The sequence below is a fragment of the Nocardia sp. NPDC050712 genome, from assembly GCF_040654295.1.
In the GTDB taxonomy this organism is placed as follows: Bacteria; Actinomycetota; Actinomycetes; order Mycobacteriales; family Mycobacteriaceae; genus Nocardia.
In genome coordinates this window covers 787,744-812,361 of record NZ_JBFAHT010000003.1, presented here as the reverse complement: position 1 = coordinate 812,361, position 24,618 = coordinate 787,744, and the positions used below count along the sequence as shown (strand labels likewise).

23 protein-coding genes are annotated in these 24,618 nt (G+C 69.0%); 10 read left to right on the top strand and 13 right to left on the bottom strand.

Annotation, left to right across the window (positions count from 1 at the left end; all coding sequences use genetic code 11):
• Window positions 1-40: 40 nt before the first annotated feature.
• Genes AB0H76_RS24205 through AB0H76_RS24195 form a run of 3 tightly spaced genes read right to left on the bottom strand, consistent with a single transcriptional unit; the run spans window position 41 to window position 2,112 of the window.
• Window positions 41-1,186 (bottom strand): DUF6596 domain-containing protein, encoded by a 1,146-nt coding sequence (locus AB0H76_RS24205; RefSeq protein WP_357328073.1) that lies wholly within the window; start codon window positions 1,184-1,186, stop codon window positions 41-43.
• Entirely contained in the window at window positions 1,183-1,590 is a 408-nt protein-coding gene (locus AB0H76_RS24200; protein WP_357328070.1) for a YciI family protein, read from the bottom strand. The genes AB0H76_RS24205 and AB0H76_RS24200 overlap by 4 nt, the downstream gene beginning before the upstream one ends.
• Before the next feature lie 24 nt (window positions 1,591-1,614).
• Window positions 1,615-2,112 (bottom strand): pyridoxamine 5'-phosphate oxidase family protein, encoded by a 498-nt coding sequence (locus tag AB0H76_RS24195; protein ID WP_357328067.1) that lies wholly within the window; start codon window positions 2,110-2,112, stop codon window positions 1,615-1,617.
• A gap of 203 nt (window positions 2,113-2,315) precedes the next feature.
• On the opposite strand from AB0H76_RS24195, the gene lon reads away from it, so the two are divergent.
• Complete coding sequence (lon, locus tag AB0H76_RS24190; RefSeq protein WP_357328065.1) at window positions 2,316-4,718, top strand: endopeptidase La; 2,403 nt, start codon at window positions 2,316-2,318, stop codon at window positions 4,716-4,718.
• 48 nt (window positions 4,719-4,766) lie between these two features.
• Here lon and AB0H76_RS24185 read toward each other — a convergent pair whose 3' ends face one another.
• Complete coding sequence (locus AB0H76_RS24185; RefSeq protein ID WP_357328062.1) at window positions 4,767-5,213, bottom strand: PaaI family thioesterase; 447 nt, start codon at window positions 5,211-5,213, stop codon at window positions 4,767-4,769.
• A 23-nt stretch (window positions 5,214-5,236) separates the two neighbouring features.
• Window positions 5,237-5,797, bottom strand: coding sequence for a TetR family transcriptional regulator (locus AB0H76_RS24180; protein ID WP_357328059.1), 561 nt, complete (start codon window positions 5,795-5,797; stop codon window positions 5,237-5,239).
• A gap of 88 nt (window positions 5,798-5,885) precedes the next feature.
• On the opposite strand from AB0H76_RS24180, the gene AB0H76_RS24175 reads away from it, so the two are divergent.
• Window positions 5,886-6,941: a DNA polymerase IV gene (locus tag AB0H76_RS24175; RefSeq protein WP_357328056.1), complete on the top strand. Its 1,056-nt coding sequence runs from the start codon at window positions 5,886-5,888 to the stop codon at window positions 6,939-6,941.
• 3 nt (window positions 6,942-6,944) lie between these two features.
• On the opposite strand, the gene AB0H76_RS24170 is transcribed toward AB0H76_RS24175, so the two are convergent.
• Window positions 6,945-7,187, bottom strand: a complete 243-nt coding sequence (locus tag AB0H76_RS24170) for a hypothetical protein (protein WP_357328053.1) — start codon at window positions 7,185-7,187, stop codon at window positions 6,945-6,947.
• Between the two features lie 81 nt (window positions 7,188-7,268).
• On the opposite strand from AB0H76_RS24170, the gene AB0H76_RS24165 reads away from it, so the two are divergent.
• Window positions 7,269-8,264, top strand: a complete 996-nt coding sequence (locus AB0H76_RS24165) for an oxidoreductase (RefSeq protein ID WP_357328050.1) — start codon at window positions 7,269-7,271, stop codon at window positions 8,262-8,264.
• Between the two features lie 71 nt (window positions 8,265-8,335).
• On the opposite strand, the gene AB0H76_RS24160 is transcribed toward AB0H76_RS24165, so the two are convergent.
• Complete coding sequence (locus AB0H76_RS24160; protein ID WP_357328048.1) at window positions 8,336-9,853, bottom strand: MFS transporter; 1,518 nt, start codon at window positions 9,851-9,853, stop codon at window positions 8,336-8,338.
• Between the two features lie 126 nt (window positions 9,854-9,979).
• Between AB0H76_RS24160 and AB0H76_RS24155 the strand changes: the two genes are divergently transcribed.
• Window positions 9,980-10,711, top strand: coding sequence for a TetR/AcrR family transcriptional regulator (locus AB0H76_RS24155; protein ID WP_357328045.1), 732 nt, complete (start codon window positions 9,980-9,982; stop codon window positions 10,709-10,711).
• Window positions 10,712-10,786: 75 nt separating this feature from the next.
• On the opposite strand, the gene AB0H76_RS24150 is transcribed toward AB0H76_RS24155, so the two are convergent.
• Window positions 10,787-12,667, bottom strand: a complete 1,881-nt coding sequence (locus AB0H76_RS24150) for an ABC transporter ATP-binding protein (protein WP_357328042.1) — start codon at window positions 12,665-12,667, stop codon at window positions 10,787-10,789.
• A 142-nt stretch (window positions 12,668-12,809) separates the two neighbouring features.
• Between AB0H76_RS24150 and AB0H76_RS24145 the strand changes: the two genes are divergently transcribed.
• Both AB0H76_RS24145 and AB0H76_RS24140 read left to right on the top strand, forming a co-directional pair.
• Window positions 12,810-15,590 (top strand): FAD-binding and (Fe-S)-binding domain-containing protein, encoded by a 2,781-nt coding sequence (locus tag AB0H76_RS24145; protein ID WP_357328039.1) that lies wholly within the window; start codon window positions 12,810-12,812, stop codon window positions 15,588-15,590.
• Between the two features lie 257 nt (window positions 15,591-15,847).
• Window positions 15,848-16,786, top strand: coding sequence for a DNA-3-methyladenine glycosylase 2 family protein (locus AB0H76_RS24140; protein WP_357328036.1), 939 nt, complete (start codon window positions 15,848-15,850; stop codon window positions 16,784-16,786).
• Window positions 16,787-16,942: 156 nt separating this feature from the next.
• Here AB0H76_RS24140 and AB0H76_RS24135 read toward each other — a convergent pair whose 3' ends face one another.
• Window positions 16,943-17,149 (bottom strand): hypothetical protein, encoded by a 207-nt coding sequence (locus AB0H76_RS24135; RefSeq protein ID WP_194816555.1) that lies wholly within the window; start codon window positions 17,147-17,149, stop codon window positions 16,943-16,945.
• A gap of 477 nt (window positions 17,150-17,626) precedes the next feature.
• Here AB0H76_RS24135 and AB0H76_RS24130 point away from each other — a divergent pair, with 477 nt between their 5' ends.
• The 3 genes from AB0H76_RS24130 (at window position 17,627) to AB0H76_RS24120 (ending at window position 19,047) form a co-directional block, all read left to right on the top strand.
• Window positions 17,627-18,571, top strand: coding sequence for a helix-turn-helix transcriptional regulator (locus tag AB0H76_RS24130; RefSeq protein WP_357328033.1), 945 nt, complete (start codon window positions 17,627-17,629; stop codon window positions 18,569-18,571).
• Window positions 18,568-18,777, top strand: a complete 210-nt coding sequence (locus tag AB0H76_RS24125) for a DUF397 domain-containing protein (protein ID WP_357328031.1) — start codon at window positions 18,568-18,570, stop codon at window positions 18,775-18,777. The genes AB0H76_RS24130 and AB0H76_RS24125 overlap by 4 nt, the downstream gene beginning before the upstream one ends.
• A 132-nt stretch (window positions 18,778-18,909) precedes the next feature.
• On the top strand, window positions 18,910-19,047 hold the full coding sequence (locus tag AB0H76_RS24120; RefSeq protein ID WP_357328028.1) for a hypothetical protein: 138 nt from the start codon (window positions 18,910-18,912) through the stop codon (window positions 19,045-19,047).
• A gap of 49 nt (window positions 19,048-19,096) precedes the next feature.
• Here the strand turns inward: AB0H76_RS24120 and AB0H76_RS24115 are convergent, their stop codons facing one another.
• The 3 genes from AB0H76_RS24115 to AB0H76_RS24105 are packed head-to-tail and all read right to left on the bottom strand — an operon-like array spanning window position 19,097 to window position 22,640.
• A complete protein-coding gene (locus AB0H76_RS24115) occupies window positions 19,097-19,843 on the bottom strand; it encodes a succinate dehydrogenase/fumarate reductase iron-sulfur subunit (RefSeq protein WP_357328025.1) in 747 nt (248 codons plus the stop codon).
• A gap of 2 nt (window positions 19,844-19,845) precedes the next feature.
• On the bottom strand, window positions 19,846-21,777 hold the full coding sequence (locus tag AB0H76_RS24110; RefSeq protein ID WP_357328022.1) for a fumarate reductase/succinate dehydrogenase flavoprotein subunit: 1,932 nt from the start codon (window positions 21,775-21,777) through the stop codon (window positions 19,846-19,848).
• A gap of 32 nt (window positions 21,778-21,809) precedes the next feature.
• Window positions 21,810-22,640, bottom strand: a complete 831-nt coding sequence (locus AB0H76_RS24105; RefSeq protein WP_357328019.1) for a hypothetical protein — start codon at window positions 22,638-22,640, stop codon at window positions 21,810-21,812.
• Between the two features lie 369 nt (window positions 22,641-23,009).
• On the opposite strand from AB0H76_RS24105, the gene AB0H76_RS24100 reads away from it, so the two are divergent.
• The gene (locus AB0H76_RS24100) at window positions 23,010-24,176 is read left to right on the top strand and encodes an acetyl-CoA acetyltransferase (protein WP_357328016.1); all 1,167 of its coding nucleotides are present in this window, start codon (window positions 23,010-23,012) and stop codon (window positions 24,174-24,176) included.
• Between the two features lie 48 nt (window positions 24,177-24,224).
• Here AB0H76_RS24100 and AB0H76_RS24095 read toward each other — a convergent pair whose 3' ends face one another.
• Window positions 24,225-24,512, bottom strand: coding sequence for a hypothetical protein (locus AB0H76_RS24095; protein WP_357328014.1), 288 nt, complete (start codon window positions 24,510-24,512; stop codon window positions 24,225-24,227).
• Between the last annotated feature and the right edge of the window lie 106 nt (window positions 24,513-24,618).

Here is a 24,618-nt window from a genome sequence, read left to right as displayed (position 1 = left end):
CGGTGAGCGACGCGGCAGGCCCCGGGCGTATTCGTTCGGCTCAGGACCGCAGCGACTCCCGTACCCGGGCCGCTTCCCGGGTGAGGTGGTCGCGTTCGGGCTCGGTGGTGGCCACGCGGGCGGCCGCGGCGTACAGGTCGGCGGCCTGTTCGGGCCGGCCGGCGCGTTCGAGCAGGTAGGCGCGAACAGCGGTGTGGCGCGGCAACTCTGGGTCCAGTCCGGCCAGCGCGGCCAGTCCGGCCTGCGGCCCGTCGGCCTCGCCGACCGCCACCGCGCGGTTCAGGCGCACCACCGGGCTGTCGGTGCAGGCCAGCAGTTCGTCGTACCACTCCACGATCTGCACCCAGTCCGTCTCGCCGGTGCTCGGGGCATCGGCGTGCAGGGCGGCGATCGCGGCCTGGGCCTGGTATTCGCCCAGCCGATCGCGGGCCAGCGCCGCTTGCAGGATCACTACGCCCTCGGCGATAAGTGCTGTGTCCCAGCGGGTTCGATCCTGCTCCGCCAGCGGTACCAGGCGTCCGCCCGGGCCACGGCGGGACGCTCGGCGCGCGTGGTGCAACAGCATCAGCGCGAGCAGTCCCGCCACCTCGGGCTCGTCGGTAGCGGCGGCGAGCTGGCGGGTGAGCCGGATCGCCTCGGCCGCGAGATCGATCTCCCCGCTGTACCCCTCGTTGAAGACGAGGTAGAGCACGCGCAGCACCGTCGTGACATCGCCGGGCTGATCGAGCGGCAGTCCGGCGATGCGCCGTTTGGCGCGGCTGATCCGTTGCGCCATAGTCGCTTCGGGGACGAGATAGGCCGCGGCGATCTGCCGGGTCGTCAGGCCGCCGGCGGCGCGCAGCGTCAACGCGACGGCCGACCCGGGGGACAGGCTGGGGTGCGCGCACAGGAAATACAGCCACAGTGAATCGTCGGTGCCGGGCACCGGGCCCGCCGCCGGTTCCACCTCCACCACGAGTTCTCGTCCCCGCCTGGAGGTTTCGGCACGGGTGGCGTCGAGGAACTTGCGCCACGCCACCGCGACGAGCCAGCCCTTGGCATCGCGGGGCGGATCGTCCGGCCAGGTTTCCAGGGCCCGGATCAGCGCCTCCTGCACCGCGTCCTCGGCCGCGGCGAAGTCCGCGCCACGCCGGACGAGGATGCCGAGCACGGCCGGGACGAGTTCGCGCAGCAGCGCTTCGTTCATTCGGTCACCGTGGGCAGCGCCTCGAAGAACGGCCGGATCTCGAGCCACTCCTGGACCGGCCGCCCGCCCGCGCCGGGCGCCGCGGACAGTTCGGCGGCCAGCTCGAGCGCCCGCTCGTAGCTCTCGACGTCGATGATCGTCCACCCGGCGATCAGGTCCTTGGTCTCGGCGAACGGGCCGTCGGTGACCGGCGGGCGGCCCTCGCCGTCGGAGCGGACGAAGGTGCCCTGCTGGGCCAGCGCTCGATGCTCGACGAACTCACCGGACGCCTCGAGGCGTGCGCCGAAATCCGCCATGTACTGCACGTGCGCCAGCACCTCTTCCTGCGTCCACTGGTCCATCGGCACGTCGTTGACCGAGGCGGGCGCGCCGCGGTAGTGCTTGAGCAGCAGGTATTTGGTCATGATGGTCTCCTCGGTGTGGTCGGGTCAGGCGCTCTGGCGTGCGGCGCGCTGCTGGATCAGCTCTTCGACCGCGCTGGGCAGGGTGGTGTCGAAGTCGATCAGCTTGACCCAGGTAGGGGTGATCACGATCCGGACCATGCCGTCGTAGAGCGCGTGCACCTCGGCCTCCCATTCGACGCGCTGCTCGGCGGTCATCTGGTAGCTGCCGTTCATCTGCAGGTACTCCTCCGGGATGCCGTCCACCACGTCCAGCTCCGCGCGGCCGCGGATGAGCAGGATCTTCGGGGGATGCACCTCGGTGTCGATGGTGAGCGCCACCTGGGGATTGTGCCGCAGGCCGGGCAGCTTCGGGGCGTTCTTGGCGGTGCAGACCACGATCGCCGAGCCGTTCCAGGCGAAGCCGACCGGGATGTTGCGCGGCGTTCCGTCCTTGGCGACGTAGGCCATCCGCAGCAGGTCCCGGTGCAGCAGCTCCTGGCTGAGCGGGCGGTTCAGGATTTCGGTGATCTCGGTCTCATGCATGGGTCACTCCTCGGTCGGTTCCGGTTGCTCTCAACCCTGGGACGGAGCCGCTGACCTGTTCTCGACATCCCACGACCACAAATTTCGATAATTTTTGATCAGGTCGCGAATTCGCTGTCAGCGAACGCGTGACCAGGATAGGAACAAACCGGAACCGAGGGAGGTTGACTGGGCATCGCTCAACTTTCAGAAGGGTCGAAGACGTGACTACACCTCAGAACCTGCCGGTGCTGTTCCTCACCGATCCGGTCGTGCTGCCGGGCATGGTCGTGCCCATCGAACTCGACGAATCGGCGCAGGCCGCCATCGACGCCGCCCGGGCCGCGAAGACCGATCAGGTCCTCGTCGCACCGCGGCTGGACAACGGCTACGCCTCCTACGGCGTGGTCGCCACCATCGAACAGGTCGGCCGGATGCGCGGCGGCGCGCCCGCCGCGGTCCTGAAGGCCGAACGGCGCGCGAAGATCGGGCACGGGGTCACCGGGCCGGGCGCCGCGCTGTGGGTCGAGGCCGAACCGGTCGAACCCGGCGCCGCCGACGGCCGCACCCGCGAGCTCGCGGCCGAGTACAAGAAGCTGGTCGTCTCGGTGCTGCAGCGCCGCGAGGCCTGGCAGATCATCGACGCCGTCAACCAGCTCGACGATCCCTCCGCCATCGCCGACACCGCCGGCTACGCCTCCTACCTGACCGCCGAGCAGAAGCGCGAACTGCTCGAAACCCCCGATGTCGCAGCGCGTCTGACCACGCTGATCGACTGGACCAAGGCGCATATCGCCGAGGCCGAGGTGACCGAGAAGATCAGCGACGAGGTCCGCGAGAACGTCGAGAAGACCCAGCGCGAATTCCTGCTGCGCCAGCAGCTCAACGCGATTCGCAAGGAACTCGGCGAGGACGAGCCCGACGGCGCCGACGACTACCGGACCCGGATCGAGCAGGCCGACCTGCCCGCGAACGTGCGGGAGGAAGCGCTGCGCGAGGTGGGCCGCTTGGAGCGGGCCAGCGATCAGAGCCCGGAATCCGGCTGGATCCGGACCTGGCTGGATACCGTCCTGGAACTGCCCTGGACCGTGAAAACCGAAGACAGCACCGATATCTCGGCGGCCCGCGCGGTGCTCGACGCCGATCACCACGGGCTGGACGAGGTCAAGGACCGCATGGTCGAGTACCTGGCCGTGCGTGCCCGGCGCGCGCAGCGCGGACTCGACGTGGTCGGCGGGCGTGGCTCCGGCGCGGTGCTGGTCCTCGCCGGTCCGCCCGGTGTCGGCAAGACCTCGCTCGGTGAGTCCGTCGCGCGGGCGCTGGGCCGCAAGTTCGTGCGCGTCGCCCTGGGCGGCGTGCGGGACGAGGCCGAGATCCGCGGCCACCGGCGCACCTACGTCGGCGCGCTGCCCGGCCGGGTCGTGCGCGCGATCAAGGAGGCGGGCTCGATGAATCCCGTTGTCCTGCTGGACGAGATCGACAAGGTCGGCGCCGACTACCGCGGTGATCCGGCGGCGGCGCTGCTCGAGGTCCTGGACCCCGCGCAGAACCACACCTTCCGCGATCACTACCTGGATCTCGATCTGGACCTGTCCGACGTGCTGTTCATCGCCACCGCGAACGTGGTGGAGTCCATCCCCGGCCCGCTGCTGGACCGGATGGAGCTGATCACCGTCGACGGGTACACCGAGGAGGACAAGGTCGCCATCGCGCGGGACTTCCTGGTGCCGCGTCAGCTGGAGCGTAACGCGCTCACCGCCGAGGAGGTCTCGATCACCGAGGCGGCGCTGCGCGAGATCGCGGCCAACTACACCCGGGAAGCCGGTGTGCGGCAGATGGAGCGGCTGGTCGCCAAGGCATTGCGCAAGGCGGCGACCCGCCTGGCGCAGGCGCAGCCGGACCGGCTGGGTTACGACACCGAGCTGGGTTACGACCTCATCGAAACCGGCTCGGACAGTACGGCTCTGACCATCGGCCTGGACGACCTGAAGGATTACCTGGGCCGCCCGCGGTTCACCCCCGACGGGGTGGAGCGCACCGCGGTTCCCGGTGTCGCGACCGGTCTGGCGGTCACCGGCATGGGTGGTGATGTCCTCTACATCGAGGCCAACGCCGCCGAGGGCGAGCGCGCCCTCACCCTCACCGGTCAGCTCGGCGACGTCATGAAGGAGTCGGCGCAGATCGCCCTCACCTACGTGCGCTCGCACCTGGAGGAGATCGGCATCGAGCCCAAGGTCCTGGACCGCAACATCCACATCCACTTCCCGGCGGGCGCGGTTCCGAAGGACGGTCCGTCGGCGGGTGTCACCATGGTCACCGCCCTGGTGTCGCTGGCGCTGGATCGTCAGGTCCGCGCGGATGTCGGTATGACGGGCGAGGTCACCCTCAACGGCCGGGTGCTGCCGATCGGCGGCGTCAAGCAGAAGTTGATGGCCGCGCAGCGCAACGGATTGAAGACGGTCTTCATCCCGGCCCGCAACGAGCCGGACCTGGATGACGTGCCCGCCGAAGTCCTTGCCGCCCTGGATGTCCGCCCCGTCGCCGACGTGGCCGAGATCCTGAACTACGCCATCGAGCCGGTGCGGGAAGCGTCGCTGACCGCCCCGAAGTTCGCGGCGACCGCCTGAGCCGGTGTAACGGGCCGGGCACGGAATCCACCGTGCCCGGCCCGTTCGCTATGTCCCGTTCGTGTCGAGCTTGCGCTCCACCGCGCGCGTGGTGCCCTGTGCGACCGCGCACAGCACCGGCTCGGAATCGGCTGTCTCGGCGTAGATCTCGCAGCTGACCACGGCCTGCCGCCGGGTAGCGCCGGTGACCTTCGCCTCGGCGCGCAAGCGGATACCGGCGGCCGGCCGCAGATAGGTGATGCTGAAGCCGCCGGTGAGCACGTTCGCGCCGAGCACGGTGCCCGCGGCGAAGGTCAGCGCGTTGTCGGCGGCGTAGGCCAGCACGCCACCGTGCACGAAACCGAACTGCTGGCCGAGCTGGGGACGGATGGGGATGGTCAGCGTGGCCGCGCCGTCGCCGAAGGCGGTGAGTTCGCCGCCGACCAGCTGGGCGAAGGGCTGCGCCGCCAAGACCTGTTCGGCGAGTTCGTGATTCAAGGCGATCGAGTGAGTCATCAAGGCTTCCTTGTGCGTCGAGGTCAGCGGTCGTCGGCGCGCAGCGCGATCCAGGCGGCGTCGGCCAGTTCCTTGCCGACATCCTTGGGCGCGGTGCGCATATCGCCGCCGAGCCACTGCCGGGCGTACTCCTGCGCCGGGCCGAGCCACAGCGCGTAGACGAGATCGAAGTCCAGGTCGCGCACCGCGCCGTAGCGGGCATGGGTCCGCCACCAGCGGTACACGTTGGTGAAGAATTCCCGGTTGCTGTCGCTGTCGCGCACACCCGGGGGCCGGGCGGAGGTGAGAACCTTTGCCCGGTATTGGTTTTCGGTGACCCACCGCAGATGCTCACGCACGCCCGCGGTGACGCCCTCCTGCGCGTCGGTGCTCTGCCCGACCGCCACCCAGAAGTGCTCCTGATAGTCGGTCAGCGCGTGTACCCACACCTGGCGGTACAGCTCGGCCTTGTCGGGGAAGTGGTGATAGAGCGCCCCCACGCTGGCCCCCGCGGCATCGCGGATCTGCGTCAGCGTCGCCTCCAGCGCTCCGCGCTCGGCGAACTGCCGCTCGGCCGCCAGCAGCAACCGATCTCGAATCTTCATATACAGAATTTAGTTCTGTTTTGCGGTCGGGCGCAACCCCCACGGGCGGTCGCTCCCGGCTGTCGGTGTCATGGAGTAGGAAGGACCTATGGCCCGGTGGCTGCTCCATGTCGATCTCGACCAGTTCCAGGCGGCGGTGGAGTTCCGCCGCCACCCGGAGCTGCGCGGTCAGCCGGTCATCGTGGGCGGAAACGGCGATCCGAGCGAGCCCCGCAAGGTGGTGACCTGCGCTTCCTATCCGGCCCGGGCATTCGGGGTGCACGCGGGCATGGCCCTGCGCTCGGCCCAGCGCAAATGCCCCGAGGGCGTCTTCCTGCCGCTCGATATGGCCACCTACGAGGAAGCCTCCGAAGAGGTCATGTCGGTGCTGCGCGGTTTCCCCGGCCGGGTCGAGGTGTGGGGCTGGGACGAGGCGTTCCTCGCCACCGACACCGACGATCCCGAGGCGCTGGCCGCCGAGATCCGTGCCGCCATCGCCGAATTGGAGCTCACCTGTGCCATCGGTATCGGCGACAACAAACTCACCGCCAAACTGGCGACCGGATTCGCCAAGGCGGTGAGCAAATCCGACGCCCCGGCGGACGGCACCGGCATGTTCCGGCTCACCGCCGCGAACTGGTCCGAGGTGATGGCGCATCGGCCCACCTCGGCGCTGTGGGGTGTCGGAAAGCGGATCGCGGCCCGCATGTCCGAGCTGGGTATCGAGACGGTCGGCGATCTGATGGCCGCCGACCGGCACCGCCTGGCCGCCGAGTTCGGCCCGAACACCGGGCCTTACCTCTGGGTGCTCGGCAAGGGCAAGGGTGACACCGATGTCGCCACCGAGCCGCGAGTTCCCGTGGGCCGCAGCAAATCCGAGACCTTCCCGCACGACCTGACCGAGCGCGCCGAGATCGAAGCCCAGGTGGCGCGGCTGGCCACCGAGGTCGCCGAGGAGATGGCCGCCGCGGGCCGGGTGCCGTTCCGGGTCGCGGTCACGGTGCGCAGCAACACTTTCTACACGCGCAGCAAGCAGACGAAGCTGCCCGAGCCGACCGGCGACGTCGCCGTCATCGTGGACACGGCCGTCCGGATCCTGGACCGTTTCGAGCTCACGCGTCCGGTTCGCCTGCTCGGCGTCCGGCTCGAACTGCTCCCCGAATAGTGGTCATCGCCAGCGGTGTACGACCGCGACCGGCCGGCCGGCGAAATCCGCCTCGGTGACGGCCAGCCGCCACCCGGCATACGCGCTGTCCTGCAGGAAGCCCTCGGCGAGCTCGACATCGACCCAGGAACCGTCGGGTAGTAGGCAGGTGCCCGCACCGATGTCGGAAAGCTGATTCCACGCGTCCACCCAACGCATTTCGATTTCCGCGGCGGAAACGGGGTCCGCGGGATCTTGGTGCGTCATGGGACCACACTAGGTTTCCCGCGGCGTCTTCTCCACCGGTGCAACCACCACGGCACCGGTGGCCCTCGTATGCTCGGGGCCATGGAGTTCTGGGCGATGGTGGCACACCGATCGGACGACGGCATCGAGGTACGGCGCGAGAAGGTCGGCGAGGAGTTCCTCGGGCCGGGCACCGTGACGATCAAGGTGCACTACTCGAGTGCCAACTTCAAGGACGGGCTGGCGATCACCGAGGGCGGCGGCGTCGTCCGCGACTACCCGATCGTGCCGGGCATCGACCTGGCCGGCGAGGTGGTGAGCTCCGAGGACGACCATTTCGCCCCGGGCGATCTGGTGGTGGCACACGGGTACGAGATCGGCGTCGCGCGCAACGGCGGTTTCGCGGAGTACGCCCGCGTTCCGGCCGAGTGGGTGGTGAAGCTGGACGGGCTGACCCCGCGCGAGGCCGCGGCGCTCGGCACCGCCGGATTCACCGCCGCCATGAGCGTGCAGGAGCTGCTGAACCGCGGGCTCACCCCCTCCGACGGCGCGGTGCTGGTCACCGGCGCGACGGGCGGCGTCGGCAGTGTCGCCGTCGATATTCTGGCGGGCCTCGGCTTCGAGGTGGTCGCCTCCACCGGCAAGACCGGCGCGGGCGAGCTGCTGTCCGAACTCGGCGCCGCCGAGGTGATCGGCCGGCTGCCCGAGGATCCGGACGCGAAACCGCGCCCGCTGGGCAAGTCCCGCTGGTCGGCCGCGGTCGACAGCGTCGGCGGCAAATCGCTGGCCTACGTGCTGAGTTCGATCTCCTACGGCGGCACCGTGGCGGTCAGCGGTCTTACCGGCGGCGCCGAACTGCCCACGACGGTCCTGCCGTTCATCCTGCGCGGGGTGGCGCTCTTCGGCATCGACTCGGTGAACTTCCCGATCGACCAGCGCCGCGATCTGTGGGCCCGGCTCGGCAAGGAGTTCAAGCCCCGCCACCTGTCGGCAATCGAACATGTCGCCCCGGTCACCGAGGTGGCCGAGGTGCTGCGCGGCATTCAGTCCGGATCTCATTCCGGCCGTACGGTTCTGGAGGTCGCGGGCGCTTTCTGAGCCGTCCCCGCACGTCTTTCGAGCCCGGCCGATCGAATTCCGATCGGCCGGGCTCGTGCTGTCAGGCCGCCTTACCTGGCCAGTGCCAGGTCGTCGGCCCGCTCGACCGCGGCAGGCGCGGGCCGGTGTTCGCGCATCACGAAGAATGCCAGGACCGCGGCGGCCAGGACGCCGGCCCCGCCCGCGAGGAAGCTGCCCGACATCGCGCTCGCGAAAGCCGCTCTGGCGGTGTCGATCAGCGCCGAGTCGCCGGTGGCGGCGGCCACCGTGAGCGCGTCGCCGATGGAATACCGCGCGGCCGCGGGTGCGTCGTCCGGCATGGCGGCGGTGAAGCCGCTGGACAGCACCGAGCCGAGGATCGCGATGCCCAGGGCGGCGCCCGCCTGCTGGATGGTGTCGTTCAGCGCGGAACCCGCACCGGCCTGCTCCGCCGGAACCGCGCCCATCAGGGCGGCGATGGCGGCGGGCTGGGCCAGGCCCGCACCGGCGCCGAGCACGATCAGGGCGATGGCGACCGGGCCGAAGCCGCTGTCGGCCTGCAAGGTGGACAGCAGGCCCAGACCGGCCGTGGTGATCAGCATGCCGGTGACGGCGAGGGCGCGGTTACCGGTTTTGGCACTCAGCGCGGCGCCCAGGCCGTTGCACACGATGGAGGCGAGCAGCATCGGGATCAGGGCCAGGCCGGCCGCGGTGGGCGAGTAGCCGAGCACGAACTGCAGGTACTGGGTGAGCACCAGCAGGATGCCGCCGTTGGCGACCTGCACCAGGGTGAGCGAGAGGCTGCCGCCGGCGAAGTCGCGGTCCCGGAACAGGTTCAGCGGCACCATCGGCTCGGCGACGCGCCGCTCCCAGGCCACGAACGAGACCAGGCCGACCACGGCGATGGCGAGGGTGAGCACGGTGCCGGCGTGATCGAAGCCGCCCTTGGGGAATTCGATGATGGTCCAGACCAGCGCGGTCATGCCGACCATGGACAGCAGGGCGCCGGGGATATCGGGCTTGGCCTGCGGGCCTTTGGACTCCGGCATCAGCACCAGCGCCGCGATGATGGCCACGATCGCCACCGGGATATTGATCAGAAACGCCGCGCCCCACCAGAAGTGCGCGATCAGCACGCCGCCCAGCACCGGCCCGCCGACCAGGCCGAGCACCGACGCCGCGCTCCACGCGCTCATCGCCTTGCGCCGCTCCGCGTCGTCGAACACGGTGATCAGGATGGACAGCGTGCTCGGCAGCACCAGCGCGCCGCCGATACCCATCACCGAGCGGGCCACGATCATCTCGAGTGGGCTGCTTGCCAGCGTCGCGCCGAGCGAGGCCAGCCCGAACAGGGCCAGGCCGATGATCATCACCCGCCGCCGGCCGAACCGGTCGGCCAGGCCGCCCGCGGTGAGCAGCAGGCCCGCGAACACCAGGATGTAGGAATCCAGGATCCACTGGATGTCCTGTGCGCCGGCGCCCAGGTCGGCGGCCAGCGCGGGCACCGCCACCGCCAGCACGAAATTGTCGATGACCAGGACCAGGGTGCTCAGGCACAGCACCACCAGGATCCACCAGCGCTTCGGGTTGCGGGTGTCGATCGCGTCCATCGGGAACTCTTCTCTCGCTGTGCTGCGTACGCCGTTTGCGTAATGCGAACACTGTACGCACGATTTCAACGCGTTCGCAAGTGCGAACATTGTGCGCTAGGCTGGCGGCAACGAAAGGAGATCCGCATGCCAAGCGAGAAATCGCAGGTCGGATCGGTATGGACGCGCCCGCGCAAGGGCCGGGATCAACCTGCCCTCACCCGCGAGCACATCGTCGCCGAGGCCGTCGCGCTCTTGGACGCGGAGGGCATGGAGGCCCTGACCATGCGCCAGCTCGGCGCCCGGCTCAACGCCGGCGCCACCTCGCTCTACCGCCACGTCGCCAATCGCGACGAACTCATCGAGCTGGTGGTGGACGAGGTCTACGGCGAGATCGCCGTCCCCGCCATCACCGAGCCCGCCGAATGGCGGACCGCCACAGCGCAATTCGCGGGCAACATGCGCGCCATGATCCTGCGCCACCCCTGGATGGCGGTCACCCTGAGTCAGGTCGGCCTCTCACACCTCGGCCCCAACGTCTCCCGCATGACCGACCGGATGATCGCCCTGTTCCAGGCCGGCGGCTTCGCGCCCGACGAGGTCGGCGACGCCCTCAGCGCCCTGAGCGCCTACGTCGCCGGCGGCAGCGCGAGCGAGGCGGCCTGGCTCACCACCCTGGCCCGCGCCGGGCAAACCGAAGCCGAGATGATCGCCGCCCTGCGCCCCGCCGTCGAGCAGGCCGCGGCCGACTTCCCCCGCCTCACCGCCGACTTCGCCGCCGAGGACTGGACCGGCGACCCCGCCGAAACCCGCGCCCGCAAGTTCGCCTACGGGCTGGACCGCATCCTCGACGGCTTGGACCCTCGCCGCCGAGCCTGACCCCCGCACGCCCGCAACGCCTTCGACGAAGCGGCCCCACACCTGCGAGAGCAGATGTGGGGCCGCTTCGTGTTGTCAGGCCGCGACTTCGACCGGGTCGTCGGCGAATTGGGTGCGGTACAGCTCGGCGTAGCGGCCCTCGGCGGCGAGCAACTGGGTGTGCGTGCCGCGTTCGACGATGCGGCCGTCCTCCAGCACCACGATGAGGTCGGCGGCGCGGATGGTGGACAGGCGGTGCGCGATCACCAGGGCGGTGCGGCCGTGCAGCGCTTCGGTAAGCGCTTCCTGGACAGCGGCTTCGGAGGTGGAGTCCAGCGAGGCGGTGGCCTCGTCCAGGATGACCAGGCGCGGCTGCTTGAGCAGCAGGCGGGCGATGGTCAGGCGCTGGCGTTCGCCGCCGGAGAGCCGGTAGCCGCGTTCGCCGACCACGGTTTCCAGGCCGTCGGGGAGCGAGGCGATCAGATCGCGCAGGCGGGCCCGCTCCAGGGCGTCCCACAGCTCCGCCTCGGTGGCTTCCGGGCGGGCCAGCAGGAGATTCGAGCGAATCGAATCGTGGAAGAGGTGACCGTCCTGGGTGACCAGGCCGACGGTGTCGCGCAACGACGTGGCGCTGAGATCGCGGACATCGGCGCCGTTCAAGCGCACCGCGCCGCTGTCGACGTCGTACAGCCGCGAAACCAGCTGGGCGATGGTGGATTTACCCGCACCCGAGGAACCGACCAGGGCGACCAGCTGACCCGGTTCGGCGCGCAGCGACACCTCGTGCAGCACGTCCATGCCGCCGCGGGTGTCCAGTGTCGCCACCTCCTCCAGGGAGGCCAGCGAGACCTTGTCGGCGGACGGGTAGCCGAAGGTGACGTTGTCCAGCTCCACCGTGACGGGGCCGTCGGGCACGGCGACGGCGGTCGGCTTGTCCTCGATCAGCGGCTTCAGGTCGAGCACTTCGAAGACGCGCTCGAAGCTCACCAGCGCGGACATGATCTCCATGCGGGCGCTGGCCAGCGCGGTCAGCGGGGTGTAGAGCCTGGTCAGCAGCAGCGAAAGAGCCACGACCGCACCGGCATCGAGCTGTCCGCGCAGCGCATACCAGCCGCCGAGCCCGTAGACCAGGGCCAGCGCGAGCGCCGACACCAGGGTGAGCGAGGTGACGAAGACCGTCTGCAACATCGCGGTGCGCACCCCGATATCGCGGACCCGGCGGGCGCGCAGCGCGAACTCGCCGGACTCCTGCTCCGGGCGGCCGAACAGTTTCACCAGGGTGGCGCCGGGCGCGGAGAACCGCTCGGTCATCTGGGTGCTCATCGCGGCGTTGAGCTTGGCGGCCTCGCGCTGCAGATCGGCCAGCCGGTTGCCCATGCGCCGGGCCGGGATGACGAAGACCGGGAGCAGCACCAGGGCGAGCAGGGTGATCTGCCAGGAGATGGTGACCATCACGCCGAGGGTCAGGGCGAGCGTCACCAAGTTGGCGACCACGCCGGACAGCGTGTCGCTGAAGGCCCGCTGGGCGCCGATCACATCGTTGTTCAGGCGGCTGACCAGGGCGCCGGTGCGGGTGCGGGTGAAGAACGCGATCGGCATCTTCTGCACGTGGTCGAAGACGGACCGGCGCAGATCCAGGATCAGCCCCTCGCCGATCCGCGAGGACAGCCACCGGATGACCACCCCGAGGGCGGCGTCGAGCACGGCGAGCCCGGCGATCACCAGCGCGAGCACGACCACCACCCGTGGCGCCGACCCGCTGACGATGTTGTTCACGACCCGCCCGGCCAGCACCGGGGTAGCCACCGCCAGCAGCGCCGACACCACGCTGAACACGAGGAACACCGCGATCCGCCGCCGATGCGGCTCGGCGAACCGCACGATCCGCTTCGCCGTGGCGAGACTGAACGGCCGCTGCTCATCCGGCGCGTTCATCCGCCGATACATCTGGCTGTAAGCCACGGATTCGATACTCACGCTCGTACTCCCTCTCGCTCCCCGCCCATTCAAGCCGGTGCCTCTGACACTAGAACCTCAACAAAGGTTCAGAGCAAACCCATTCCCGGGGCGGCCGGTGTTGCCCAGGTTCGGGGTGCGGGGACGGGCATAGGCTGACGGAGTGAGCGAGCTGGAGCGGGTCGTCGAGGCGTTGCGGGGGCGGGTCGGCTGCGCGGTCGACGTGTCGGCGCGGCGGCGCGCGGAGTACTCCTCCGATGCTTCCAACTATCGGGTGCTGCCCGCGGCGGTGGCATTCCCGCGGGTCGACGACGATGTCGCGGGCATCCTGGAATTCGCCCGGACGAACGGGCTCGCGGTGACGGCGCGCGGCGCCGGGACCTCGGTGGCGGGCAACGCGATCGGGGACGGGATCGTGCTCGACTTCAGCCGCCATATGAACCAGGTACTGGAACTGGATCCGGAACGCCGATCGGCACGGGTGCAGCCCGGTGTGGTGCTCTCGCGATTGCAGCGCGCGGCCGGCGAGCACGGTCTGCGGTTCGGCCCGGACCCGTCGACCCAGAACCGGTGCACGCTCGGCGGAATGATCGGCAACAACGCCTGCGGACCGCACGCGGTGGCCTGGGGCCGCACCTCGGACAACACCCGGCGGCTGCGCATACTCGACGGCACCGGGGCCGAACGGACCCTGGGCAGCGAGCTGTCGGTGCTACCGGGCCTGCCGGAGTTCACGCGGGCGAATCTCGCCGTGCTGCGCACCGACCTCGGCCGCTTCGACCGTCAGGCTTCCGGCTACGGCCTGGAACATCTACTGCCGGAACGCGGTTCGTCGATCGCCAAGGCTTTCGTCGGCACCGAGGGCACCTGCGGACTACTCCTCGACGCCACCGTCGACCTGGTGCCGCTACCCGGTGCCACCCTCTTGACGGTGCTCGGCTACGCCGACATGGCCGCCGCCGCGGACGATGTCGCCGCCGTCATGGCCTGCCATCCGATTGCAGTCGAGGGCATCGATGCCCGCCTGGTCGACATCGTGCGCGCGCACCGCGGCACCGTGCCGGAACTCCCGCGCGGCGGCGGCTGGCTGTTCGTGGAGACCGCGGGCGGCACCGCGCAGGAGGCCTACGCGGTCGCCGCCCGGCTGTGTAAATCCGCCGGCGCTCTCGACTCCCGCATCGTCGCCGAACCCGCTGAGGCGGCGGCACTGTGGCGCATCCGCGCGGACGGCGCGGGTCTGGCCGGCCGCACGCCCGACGGCCGACCGGCCTGGCCCGGCTGGGAGGACGCCGCCGTCCCGCCCGAACATCTCGGCGCCTATCTGCGCGACTTCGCCGATCTGACCGCGGCTCACGGCGTCGACGGTCTGCTCTACGGCCACATCGGTGACGGCTGCATCCACGTCCGCCTGGATCTCCCCATCGCCGATGCGCCGCAACGCTTCCGCGCCTTCCTGTTCGACGCCGCGGAGCTGGTGGTCCGCTACGGCGGCTCCCTGTCCGGCGAACACGGCGACGGCCGCGCCCGCTCGGAGCTGTTGCGGCTCATGTACTCCCGCGAGGTACTCGAGGTATTCGCCGGTTACAAAGCCCTATTCGATCCGCAGCACGTCCTGAACCCGGGCGTGCTGGTCGATCCCCACCCGATCGACACCGATCTGCGGGTGGCGGATCTACCAATAGTGCTCAGTGCCAACGGTTTCGCCTTCCCGCACGACGACGGCGACCTGGCCACCGCCGTGCACCGGTGTGTCGGCGTCGGAAAATGCCGCGCCGACAATTCCGCTTCCGGCGGTTTCATGTGCCCGTCCTACCTGGCGACCGCCGATGAGAAGGACAGCACCCGTGGCCGGGCCCGCGTGCTCCAGGAGGTCGTCCGGGGCACCCTGCCCTGGAACTCCCCGGCCGTCGCGGAATCCCTCGACCTCTGCCTGTCCTGTAAGGCCTGTCGCTCCGATTGCCCGGCGGGGGTCGACCTGGCCACCTACAAATCCGAGGCCCTGCACCGCCGCTACCGCCGCCGCCCGCGCCCGATCGACCACTACACGCTGGGCTGGCTCCCGCGCTGGCTCACCGTCGCGACCCGCGTGCCCCGCATGGTCAACGCGCTCTCCGAGGTCGCATGGCTGCGGCGACTCGGCTTGCGCGCCGCCGGAATCGATCCCCGCCGCGAGATCCCCCGCCTCGCCGACCGCAGCGTCCATCGTCGACTCCGCGACCGCCCGGTACCGAACTCGACCTCGCCGGAGCGACCCGAGGTCCTGCTGTGGATCGATACCTTCACCGACGCCTTCGACCCCGAAACCGCGCTCGCGGCAATCGAGTTGATCGATGCGCTCGGCTATCGCGTCCGAATCCCGCACCGCCGGTTGTGCTGTGGACTGACGTGGATAACTACCGGACAGCTGGATGGCGCTCGCAAACGCCTGCGGGCAACGCTGGACGAACTCGATGAGCACGTGCGCGGCGGAGGCGTGGTGGTGGGCCTGGAGCCCTCGTGCACCGCCGTCTTGCGCGCCGACCTGCCGGAGTTGCTGGCCGACGATCCACGGGCGGCGCGCACCGCGAGCGCGGTACGCACGCTGGCGGAATTCCTTACGGCGCACCCGGACTGGCAGCCGCCGCGGCGCACGGGCGAGGTGGTGGTGCAGCCGCACTGCCATCAGCATGCCGTGCTGGGTTTCGCCGCGGACCGGCAGATTCTGACCGATACCGGCGTGCGGGTGCGCGAACTCGCCGGATGCTGCGGTCTGGCGGGGAATTTCGGAATGCAGCAGGGCCATTACGAAGTGTCGGCGCAGGTCGCCGCGAACGCATTGCTACCGGGGCTCCGGGACAACGCGGACGCCACATTTCTGGCGGACGGTTTCTCCTGCCGTACGCAAGCCGAACAGCTGGCGGGGCGCCGCGGCGTACATCTGGCCCGATTCCTCTCGGAAAGCTGAGCTCGCCACCCCGCGCGGCGAGCTCAGCGATCCGTCAGCTGCCGAACGGCAGGCTGCCCGGCGGAATCGAATATCCGGAACTGCCGGGCGAGATGGCGCCCCAGAAATCGAGCAGGGCATTGAGCAGAGTGGTGATCATCCGAATTCCTCCGAGGGCGACGAGTAACTGCTGCGCGAATCAAGATCGTTATCGCCGCCGGGAATTCACTCGTTAACCCGGCGCGCCGGCCGCGGGCCGCGCCGGGCAGAATGGGGCGGTGCGTGCGCAGGCGGCGGTTGCCGAATCCGGCCTGGTCCGGACGGTGACCTCGGACCGCCCGGTCGATCTCGCCCACACCATTGCCCCGCTGGGCCGCGGCCTCGGTGATCCTTGCCACACGACCGCGGCCGACGGCACGCACTGGCATGCCTCGCGCCTGCCGTCCGGCCCGGTGACCTACCGTCTCGCCCAATCCGGGCCGTGCGCGGTGCGGGCCCAGGCCTGGGGCCCCGGCGCGGCCGAGTTCCTGGAGCGCCTCGAGCACCTGCTGTGCCTGGACGAGGACGTCTCCGGCTTCACGCCCGACCATCCCAAGCTCGCCGAAGCGCACCGCCGCTGTCCCGGCCTGCGCATGCTGCGCACGGGCCTGGTCTTCGAGGCGCTGGTCCCCGCCGTGCTCGAGCAGAAGGTGCACACCAAATCGGCGCGAGCGTCCTGGCGCAGCCTGGTCCGTGCCTTCGGTACGCCGGCGCCGGGCCCGGCCCCCGCCGGTCTGCTGGTACCGCCGGACGCCGACACCTGGCGTCGCATCCCCTCCTGGACCTACCACCGCGCCAACGTCGGCCCGCAGCGCGCGCAGACCATCGTCCGGGCCGCCCGCGTGGCCGAGGCGCTGGAGCGCACGGCCGCGCAGGATCCCGCCGAGGCCGCCCGGTTGCTGTGCACGATTCCGGGCATCGGCGTCTGGACCGCCGCGGAGATCGGCCAGCGCGCGTTCGGCGACGCGGATGCCCTCTCGGTCGGCGACTTCCATCTGGCCGCCATCGTGGGCTGGACGTTGCTGGGCCGCCCGATCGACGACGACGAGATGGTCGAGTATCTGGATCCCCTTCGGCCGCATCGGTATCGGGCGGTACGCCTACTGGAGATCGGCGGTTTCGCGCACAAACCCAAGTTCGGGCCGCGCACCCCGCTCACCGATCACACCTGGCACTGAGCCCCGCGGACCTCGGGGCGGGAACCGGGCACCGAACCCGCGAGCGGGCCTCTCATTCGATGCACCGGGTCCCGGCCCGAAGCACGCCGGGGTGACGAGACGCGCTGCCGCGGCCTTCCCTGCAGTCGCGGCCGCGCGCCTCCTCGGCGGGACTGCTCAGGTACGCAGCGCCCGCTCGTCCAATACGCACTTGCCCGCCTCGACCAGTGTCGCGCGCGCCCGGCGGCGCACCCGGCAGCGGTCCACGGTGCAATCGAGGTGCAATTGCATTGCCGCGTGCGCCTGTTCGGTGGTCATCGGGCCCGGATCGGTCCCGCAGGCGAGCAGCGCGGCGACGTGCATGTTCAGGTTGGTCAATTGCATGGCGCGACCTCCATCCTTTCCCGGGAGTCAAGGCCTGGCACTCCGCCAGTTACCGGTACTGCCGCCTCCGCAACCGGTCCGATCGGCCGACGCACACGGTGCGGGGGAACCATCCAGCGCTCGGTGCGGGACCGGTCCGTGCGTCGCTCATCTTCGGCCATGACTCCTCGTTCCTGCGTGCGATTCCTGTGATGTGCCCGGAGCTTTCACAGCGGGGAGGGGGCCGGGCCTGGAAGGCTCCGGGCACACTCTCAGCACACCATCGGATGCGCTGCCGAGCAACGGACTTGCCGGATGCCGGAAGATTTCGCGCGAATTCCCAGCACGAAGTCCACCGAGGGGAGGAAGATTCTCCATATTGGATGGAAGTGCTGTTGCCCCCAAAGAGCCTATTGCCCAGGCGAAGTACCGGGTCCGCGCCGAGCGCCGGACCTGGTAAGACGCGGCGGCGAGCCTGAGCACTGAACGGAGCGTGCCGTGTCTGCGAGTATGGCAAGAGTTTCGGCGACCGAGAGTGAACCCGAGCGTTCCGGCGCGGCCGGTGAGGGCGGGTCCTCGACGCTTCCGCGCCGCCAGCTCGGTAGATACCTGCGGGACTGGCGTACGCAAGCGGGCTTGACGATCGCGGAGGCCTCGCGGCTGATGGAGTGGGGCGCAAGCACATTGCAGCGCATGGAGAAGGGGCAGGCCGACCGGATCCGGACGATCGACATCCAGGAGCTGTGCCGCATCTACGGCATCCCCGACGACCTGGCCGAGGCGCTCAAGGGCCTGGCCCAGCAGGCGGCGGTGAAGAGCTGGTGGCATGCCTACGGTGATCTGATCCCCGAGAACTTCGATGTCTACGTGGGTTTGGAGGCCTCGGCGCACCGGCTCACCTCCTACCGCTCCGAACTGGTGCTCGGGCAATTGCAGACGGCCGACTACGCGCGGGCGCTGAACCGGCTCGGCTATCCGGAGGCCTCCGAGGAGGAACTCGAGCGCCGGGTCCAGCTGCGCCAGCAGCGCCAGGCGTTGACCTCCCGCAAGACCGCGCCCGCCGGGGTCGACGTGGTGCTGCACGAATCGGTGCTGCACCGGGTGGTCGGTGACGTGAAAGTGATGGCGGCGCAGTTGCGGCACCTGGCCGATATGAGTACCAAACCGAATGTGGTGCTGCGTATTCTGCCCTTCGCGGCGGGAATACCGCTCGGTGACGCGACCGGGCCGTTCACCGTGCTGCAGTTCGGAACCGACAGCAAGGGCCACCCGGTGGAACCGCCGGTGGTCTACGTCGAGGGTTTCACCGGCGATCTGTATCTGGAACGCCCGGGCGATGTCGAGCGGTACCTGCGGGCCCACGAGGGGCTGCAGCGCGCGTCGCTGGACGTGCAACCGAGCCGAAACCTGCTGCGGCAGGTAGCGAAGGAGTTCGTGGCATGAAGGGGAACGTGGATCTGTCGGCGGCCACCTGGCGTGCGACCAGCGGGCCGGGGGGCACCGGCGTGGAGGTCGCGCTGCTGGCCGAGGGATACGTGGCGCTGCGCAACGGAAATGACCCCGCCGGCGGGGTTCTGGTATTCACGCCGTCGGAATGGACGGCATTCACCGCGGGCGTGCAGGACGGCGAGTTCGATCGCCCGCAGTGATCTGATCACGGAACGCGCCGGGCTCTATCACCGGATTGTTTACCTCGTCTAACAGCGGGGTAGCCAAATATTGTGGACCGTGGGTTGAAGAATACCCATCCTCGGTATCGGAAATTGCGACCGGGCGATTGGGTGGAATGGCTGATCGTAGCGCTGCTATTCGGCGTCTCCGCGATCGGCGTGTACATCCTGTCGGGCTCACTGCTGTCGGCATTGTTCGTCGGCGTGCTGGTGTGGGTCGTCGCCCTCGGTGTCATCGCGACTTTGTAAATAGGGTGCGCTGAACCGGCCGGGTGCGGCACCCGGCCGGTTCGCGGCGTCAGCGCCGGAAAAGCTTGTTGCCCAGCCAGACCAGCGGATCGTATTTCTGATCCGCTACGCGCTCCTTCATCGGGATCAACGCGTTGTCGGTGATCTTGATATGTTCCGGGCAGACCTCGGTGCAGCACTTGGTGATATTGCACAGGCCGAGCCCGTGCTCCTCCTGCGCCATGTCCCGGCGGTCGGCCACATCCAGCGGATGCATTTCCAGTTCCGCGATCCGCATGAGGAATCGGGGACCGGAGAAAGATTCCTTGTTCTCCTCGTGATCACGCACCACGTGACAGGTGTTCTGGCACAGGAAGCATTCGATGCACTTGCGGAACTCCTGCGAGCGCTCCACATCCACCTGCTGCATCCGGTAGTCACCGGGCTTCAGATCGGCGGGCGGCGTGAAAGACGGTATCTCCCTTGCCTTCGTGTAGTTGAACGACACATCGGTGACCAGATCGCGGATCACGGGGAAGGAGCGCATCGGCGTCACGGTGATCAATTCGTCCGCGCCGAAGGTGGACATGCGCGTCATGCACAGCAGTCGCGGCTTGCCGTTCACCTCCGCCGAGCACGAACCGCACTTGCCCGCTTTGCAATTCCAGCGGACCGCGAGATCCGGCGCCTGGGTGGCCTGCAGGCGGTGGATGATGTCGAGCACCACCTCGCCCTCGTTCACCTCGACCGTGAAGTCCTCCAGCGCGCCGCCGGTATCGTCGCCGCGCCAGACGCGGAACTTGGCGTCGTATCCCATGGCTAGGCCTCACCTTCCGTGGCAGTAGCCGGCTGGCCCGGGAGTTCGTCCGGGCGGTAATACTTCTCGAGCTCGTTCACTTCGAACAGCTCGAGCAGGTCGGTGCGCATCGGCACCTGGTCGGCCGGGGTGACCCGGACCTCGGGTACCGGGGCGTCGGCGTCGTCCGGGTTGATCGAGCAGATCAGCAGCTTGTTGCGCCACGCCGGATCCATCGAGGGGAAGTCGTCGCGGGTGTGCCCGCCGCGGCTCTCGGTGCGCAACAGCGCGGCCTGCGCGACACATTCGCTGACCAGCAGCATGTTGCGCAGATCGAGGGCGAGGTGCCAGCCGGGGTTGAACTGCCGATGGCCCTCGACGGTCATGTTGTCGAACCGCTCCCGCAGGGCGGCGAGCCGATCGATGGCCTGCTGCAGTTCGTGTTCCTTGCGGATGATGCCGACCAGGTCGTTCATCGCCTGCTGCAGGTCGGTGTGCAGGGTGTAGGGGTTCTCGCCGGTGCCTTCCTCCGGCGGATTGAACGGCGCCACAGCGCCTTCGGCCGCCGCCGCGAGATCCGCGTCGGTCACCGTGGGGCGCGCGGCCAGCTGTTCGACATAGTTCGCGGCGCCGAGCCCGGCGCGTCTGCCGAAGACGAGCAGATCCGACAGCGAGTTGCCGCCGAGCCGGTTCGAGCCGTGCATGCCGCCGGAGCACTCACCGGCCGCGAAAAGCCCGGGGACCGTGGCGGCTCCGGTATCCGGATCCACCTCGATGCCGCCCATCACGTAGTGACAGGTCGGCCCGACCTCCATCGGCTCCTTCGTAATATCCACGTCCGCAAGCTCTTTGAACTGGTGGTGCATGGACGGCAGGCGCCGGCGGATCTCCTCGGCGGGCAGGCGCGAGGCGATATCGAGGAAGACGCCCCCGTTCTTGGTGCCGCGACCCGCCTTCACCTCGGAGTTGATGGCTCGCGCCACTTCGTCGCGGGGGAGCAGATCCGGGGTGCGGCGCGCGGAATCGTTGTCCTTGAGCCACTGATCGGCTTCTTCCTCGGTCTCGGCGTACTGCCCCTTGAAGACCGGCGGAATGTAGTCGAACATGAACCGCTTGCCCTCGGAGTTCTTCAGTACCCCGCCGTCGCCGCGCACGCCCTCGGTGACCAGGATGCCCTTCACACTGGGCGGCCAGACCATGCCGGTCGGGTGGAACTGCAGGAACTCCATGTTGATCAGCGTCGCCCCGGCGCGCAGCGCGAGCGCGTGCCCGTCGCCGGTGTACTCCCAGGAGTTCGAGGTGGTCTTGTAGGACTTGCCGATGCCGCCGGTGGCCAAAACCACCGCGGGCGTTTCGAAGAGGACGAAGCGACCGGATTCGCGCCAGTAGCCGAACGCGCCGGCGATCTTGTCGCCGTCCTTGAGCAGCTCGGTGATGGTGAGCTCGGAGAAGACCTTGATCCGCGCCTCGTAGTCGCCGGTCGCGGCGAAGTCCTCCTGCTGCAGCGCGACGATCTTCTGCTGCATGGTGCGGATGATCTCGAGGCCGGTGCGGTCGCCGACGTGTGCCAGCCGCGGGTAGGTGTGGCCGCCGAAGTTGCGCTGGCTGATCCGGCCGTCCTTGGTCCGATCGAACAGCGCGCCATAGGTTTCCAGCTCCCAGACCCGGTCCGGCGCCTCCTGCGCGTGCAGTTCGGCCATGCGCCAGTTGTTGAGGAACTTGCCACCGCGCATGGTGTCTTTGAAATGGGTCTGCCAGTTGTCCTTCTCGTTGGCATTGCCCATCGAGGCCGCGCAGCCGCCCTCGGCCATCACGGTGTGCGCCTTGCCGAACAACGACTTGCACACCACCGCGACGGAGTGGCCGTGTTCCCTGGCTTCGATCACCGCGCGCAGTCCGGCGCCGCCGGCACCGATCACGACGACGTCGTACTTGTGCCGCTCGAGTTCTGGCATGGGTGCGAATACTCCTGGGGTCTAGGCGAGATTCAGTTGATGAACCGCAGGTCGGAGATGGTGCCGCTGGCCACCAACATGACGTAGAAATCGGTGAGCACCAGGGTGAACAGGGTGACCCAGGCCAGCTGCATGTGCCGGGTGTTCAGCTTGGATATCTGGGTCCAGAGCCAGTAGCGCACCGGGTGGGCGGAGAAGTGCTTGAGCCGTCCGCCCGCGATGTGCCGGCAGGAGTGGCAGGACAAGGTGTAGGCCCACAGCAGGATCACGTTGCCCAGCAGCACGATATTGCCGAGGCCGAAGCCGAAGCCGCCGCCCTTGCCGTGGAACGCGGTGATCGCGTCGTAGGTGTTGATCAGCGAAACCAGCAGCGCCACATAGAAGAAGTAGCGGTGCACGTTCTGGATGATCAGGGGCAGCCGGGTCTCGCCGGTGTACTTGGCGTGCGGCTCGGCCACCGCGCAGGCCGGCGGGGAGAACCACACCGCGCGGTAGTAGGCCTTGCGGTAGTAGTAGCAGGTCAGCCGGAAGCCGAGCAGGAACGGCAGCACCAGGAAGCCCAGCGGCAGGATCGCGGGGATGTGCCCGAACCAGGCGCCGAAGTGCCGCGCGCCCTCGACGCAGTCGGTGCTCACGCACGGTGAGTAGAACGGCGTCAGATAGTGATAGTCCGCCACCCAGTAGGCCGTGCGCGCATAGGCGCGCACCGTCGCGTAGATGATGAACGCGCTCAACCCCAGCACCGTGAGCAGTGGTGGGACCCACCACCTGTCGGTGCGCAGCGTGCGCTCGGTGATCCGGGCCCGGGTCCTGCTGAAGACGCCGGTGCCCGTGTCGGGAGTGGATGTCGGTGCGGCACTCACAGCTTGATGCCTCGCTGATCTGCTCTGCGGGTCATTCGATACCTCCGCGATCGAATGTGATGGTGAGCACCATACGACACGTCAGCTATCGCTCGAGCCCGGTCCCGGTAAAGCCGACCCATATGATCTGTGCCACAACTGATCTTGGGAAGGTATGACAAACCCGGCAATCGGGCGGTTTTCGAACTCTGTTCGAACGCAATGGGATTCGACCGATAGGGTGTCCAAGTGGTACGGAAATGAAACCGTACGGATTTTAATTTCACACGGTGGCAACACAGTCGTGTTCTGCTGACCGCAGGATCGAACCTTGACGTGCGTCGATAGGTCACGCACGACGGGCGAGTGGCGGTCCGGGAGGTAACCACGATGAGAAGAGCCGCGATTGTGTCGCCGGTTCGCACCCCGAGCGGGGTCGACCGGGGCGCACTGTTCGGGTTGTCGCCGGCCGGTCTGGCCACGGCGGTCCTGGATCACGTCGTCGAACGGTCCGGTATCGACCGCGGGTGTATCGAGGACGTCGCGCTGGCCGGGGTCGACGGGACCGCGCTGGCCGGGCTCGCCCTGCCGGGCTTCGTCACCGACCGCCGCTGCGGGAGCGGGCTGCAGGCGCTGATCACCGCGGCGATGATGGTGCAGACCGGCGCCGCGGACGTGGTGGTGGCCGGTGGCGTGGAATCCGCGTCCCGCCCGGTCGGCCCGGACCGCAAGGCGCTGGCCAACGCCGAGGCCCTGGCCCACTACTACGGCATCGGCCGATTCGAAGCGGATGAGTTCACGGTGGCCAGCCACCGCAAGGCGGCCCGAGCCTGGCGGCAGGGCATCTTCGCGAACGAGATGGTTTCGGCGGGGCGCGCGGCCGGTCCCGGCGGGCGCCTCGATCACATGCTCACCGACTCCGCCGCGCACCGGATCCTGCGCGACGAGGGGGTGATCGAGGAGATCTCGGCGCAGACCCTCGGCATGCTCGAACCGATGCTGCCCGACGGCGTCGTGACCGTGGCCAATATGAGTTCACACCGGCACGGCGCCGCCGGTTGCCTGGTGGTGGCCGAGGACCGGCTCGAGGACCTGGGGCTGCGCCCGATCGCCTTCCTGACGGGCTGGGCCGCGGCCGGAACCGATACCAGGACCGCGACTCTCGGCGCGGCGCCCGCGGTCGCCAAGCTGCTGGGCCGCACCGGGCTGACGCTCGACGACATGGACCTGGTCGAGATCAACGAGGGTTTCGCGGTGGAAGTGCTCGCGCTGGCCCGGGAATGGGAGCTCGATCCGCGAACCCGGCTCAACGTCAACGGTTCCGCGCTCGCGCTCGGTCACCCGGTCGGTGCGACCGGGCTGCGCATCATGACGACGATGCTGCACGAATTGGCCCGCGGCGACGGGCGCTACGCGCTCGAGGTCATCGGCCTCGGGCCGGACCACGGGATCGCCGCGCTCTTCGAATCCGCCCGCACGCCCCCGGTGGTCGAGACACCGCGGGGTGCGCGGTTCCACGGGGCCCGGCCCACGCGCTTCGGGCGGCATCGGGCCTGACACGCGAACGTCCCGGCCGTGCGTACGGCCGGGACGGTGGCGAAGCGCTTACTTGGTGCGCGGACGCGAGTGGAAACCCAGCCCTTCGTCCTGTGCCCCCATCCACGCCGCCTCGTCGGACTTGCTGTCCGGGACGTAGATGGTTTGCTGCGGGCGGCGGCTGACCTCCGGCGGCGGGGCCTGCTCGAAGTCCTCGGCGTCGATGACGAGGCGTTCGAGATCGTTCTCCAGCCGCCGCACGGTATTGGCATCGCCGTAGTGCGAGCGCAGTGCGCTGATCGATTGCCGGAGCTGGACTACCGCATAGCGGAGATCCGCGATTTCGCTGCGTGTCATCGTTTCCTCCTGTGTTCGCTGGCAGGTCGTTGATCGCGATGGGCTGATCAGCCCTGTGACCCACCACACATCGTGATCTACAACACAGTACGTGACGTTTCCCGAT

Coding starts and splice junctions, on each gene's coding strand:
- AB0H76_RS24205 (WP_357328073.1), bottom strand. CDS start 1,186: ATGAACGAAGCGCTGCTGCGCGAACTCGTCCCGGCCGTGCTCGGCATC.
- AB0H76_RS24200 (WP_357328070.1), bottom strand. CDS start 1,590: ATGACCAAATACCTGCTGCTCAAGCACTACCGCGGCGCGCCCGCCTCG.
- AB0H76_RS24195 (WP_357328067.1), bottom strand. CDS start 2,112: ATGCATGAGACCGAGATCACCGAAATCCTGAACCGCCCGCTCAGCCAG.
- AB0H76_RS24185 (WP_357328062.1), bottom strand. CDS start 5,213: ATGACTCACTCGATCGCCTTGAATCACGAACTCGCCGAACAGGTCTTG.
- AB0H76_RS24180 (WP_357328059.1), bottom strand. CDS start 5,797: ATGAAGATTCGAGATCGGTTGCTGCTGGCGGCCGAGCGGCAGTTCGCC.
- AB0H76_RS24175 (WP_357328056.1), top strand. CDS start 5,886: ATGGCCCGGTGGCTGCTCCATGTCGATCTCGACCAGTTCCAGGCGGCG.
- AB0H76_RS24170 (WP_357328053.1), bottom strand. CDS start 7,187: ATGACGCACCAAGATCCCGCGGACCCCGTTTCCGCCGCGGAAATCGAA.
- AB0H76_RS24165 (WP_357328050.1), top strand. CDS start 7,269: ATGGAGTTCTGGGCGATGGTGGCACACCGATCGGACGACGGCATCGAG.
- AB0H76_RS24160 (WP_357328048.1), bottom strand. CDS start 9,853: ATGGACGCGATCGACACCCGCAACCCGAAGCGCTGGTGGATCCTGGTG.
- AB0H76_RS24155 (WP_357328045.1), top strand. CDS start 9,980: ATGCCAAGCGAGAAATCGCAGGTCGGATCGGTATGGACGCGCCCGCGC.
- AB0H76_RS24135 (WP_194816555.1), bottom strand. CDS start 17,149: ATGCAATTGACCAACCTGAACATGCACGTCGCCGCGCTGCTCGCCTGC.
- AB0H76_RS24125 (WP_357328031.1), top strand. CDS start 18,568: ATGAAGGGGAACGTGGATCTGTCGGCGGCCACCTGGCGTGCGACCAGC.
- AB0H76_RS24115 (WP_357328025.1), bottom strand. CDS start 19,843: ATGGGATACGACGCCAAGTTCCGCGTCTGGCGCGGCGACGATACCGGC.
- AB0H76_RS24110 (WP_357328022.1), bottom strand. CDS start 21,777: ATGCCAGAACTCGAGCGGCACAAGTACGACGTCGTCGTGATCGGTGCC.
- AB0H76_RS24100 (WP_357328016.1), top strand. CDS start 23,010: ATGAGAAGAGCCGCGATTGTGTCGCCGGTTCGCACCCCGAGCGGGGTC.
- AB0H76_RS24095 (WP_357328014.1), bottom strand. CDS start 24,512: ATGACACGCAGCGAAATCGCGGATCTCCGCTATGCGGTAGTCCAGCTC.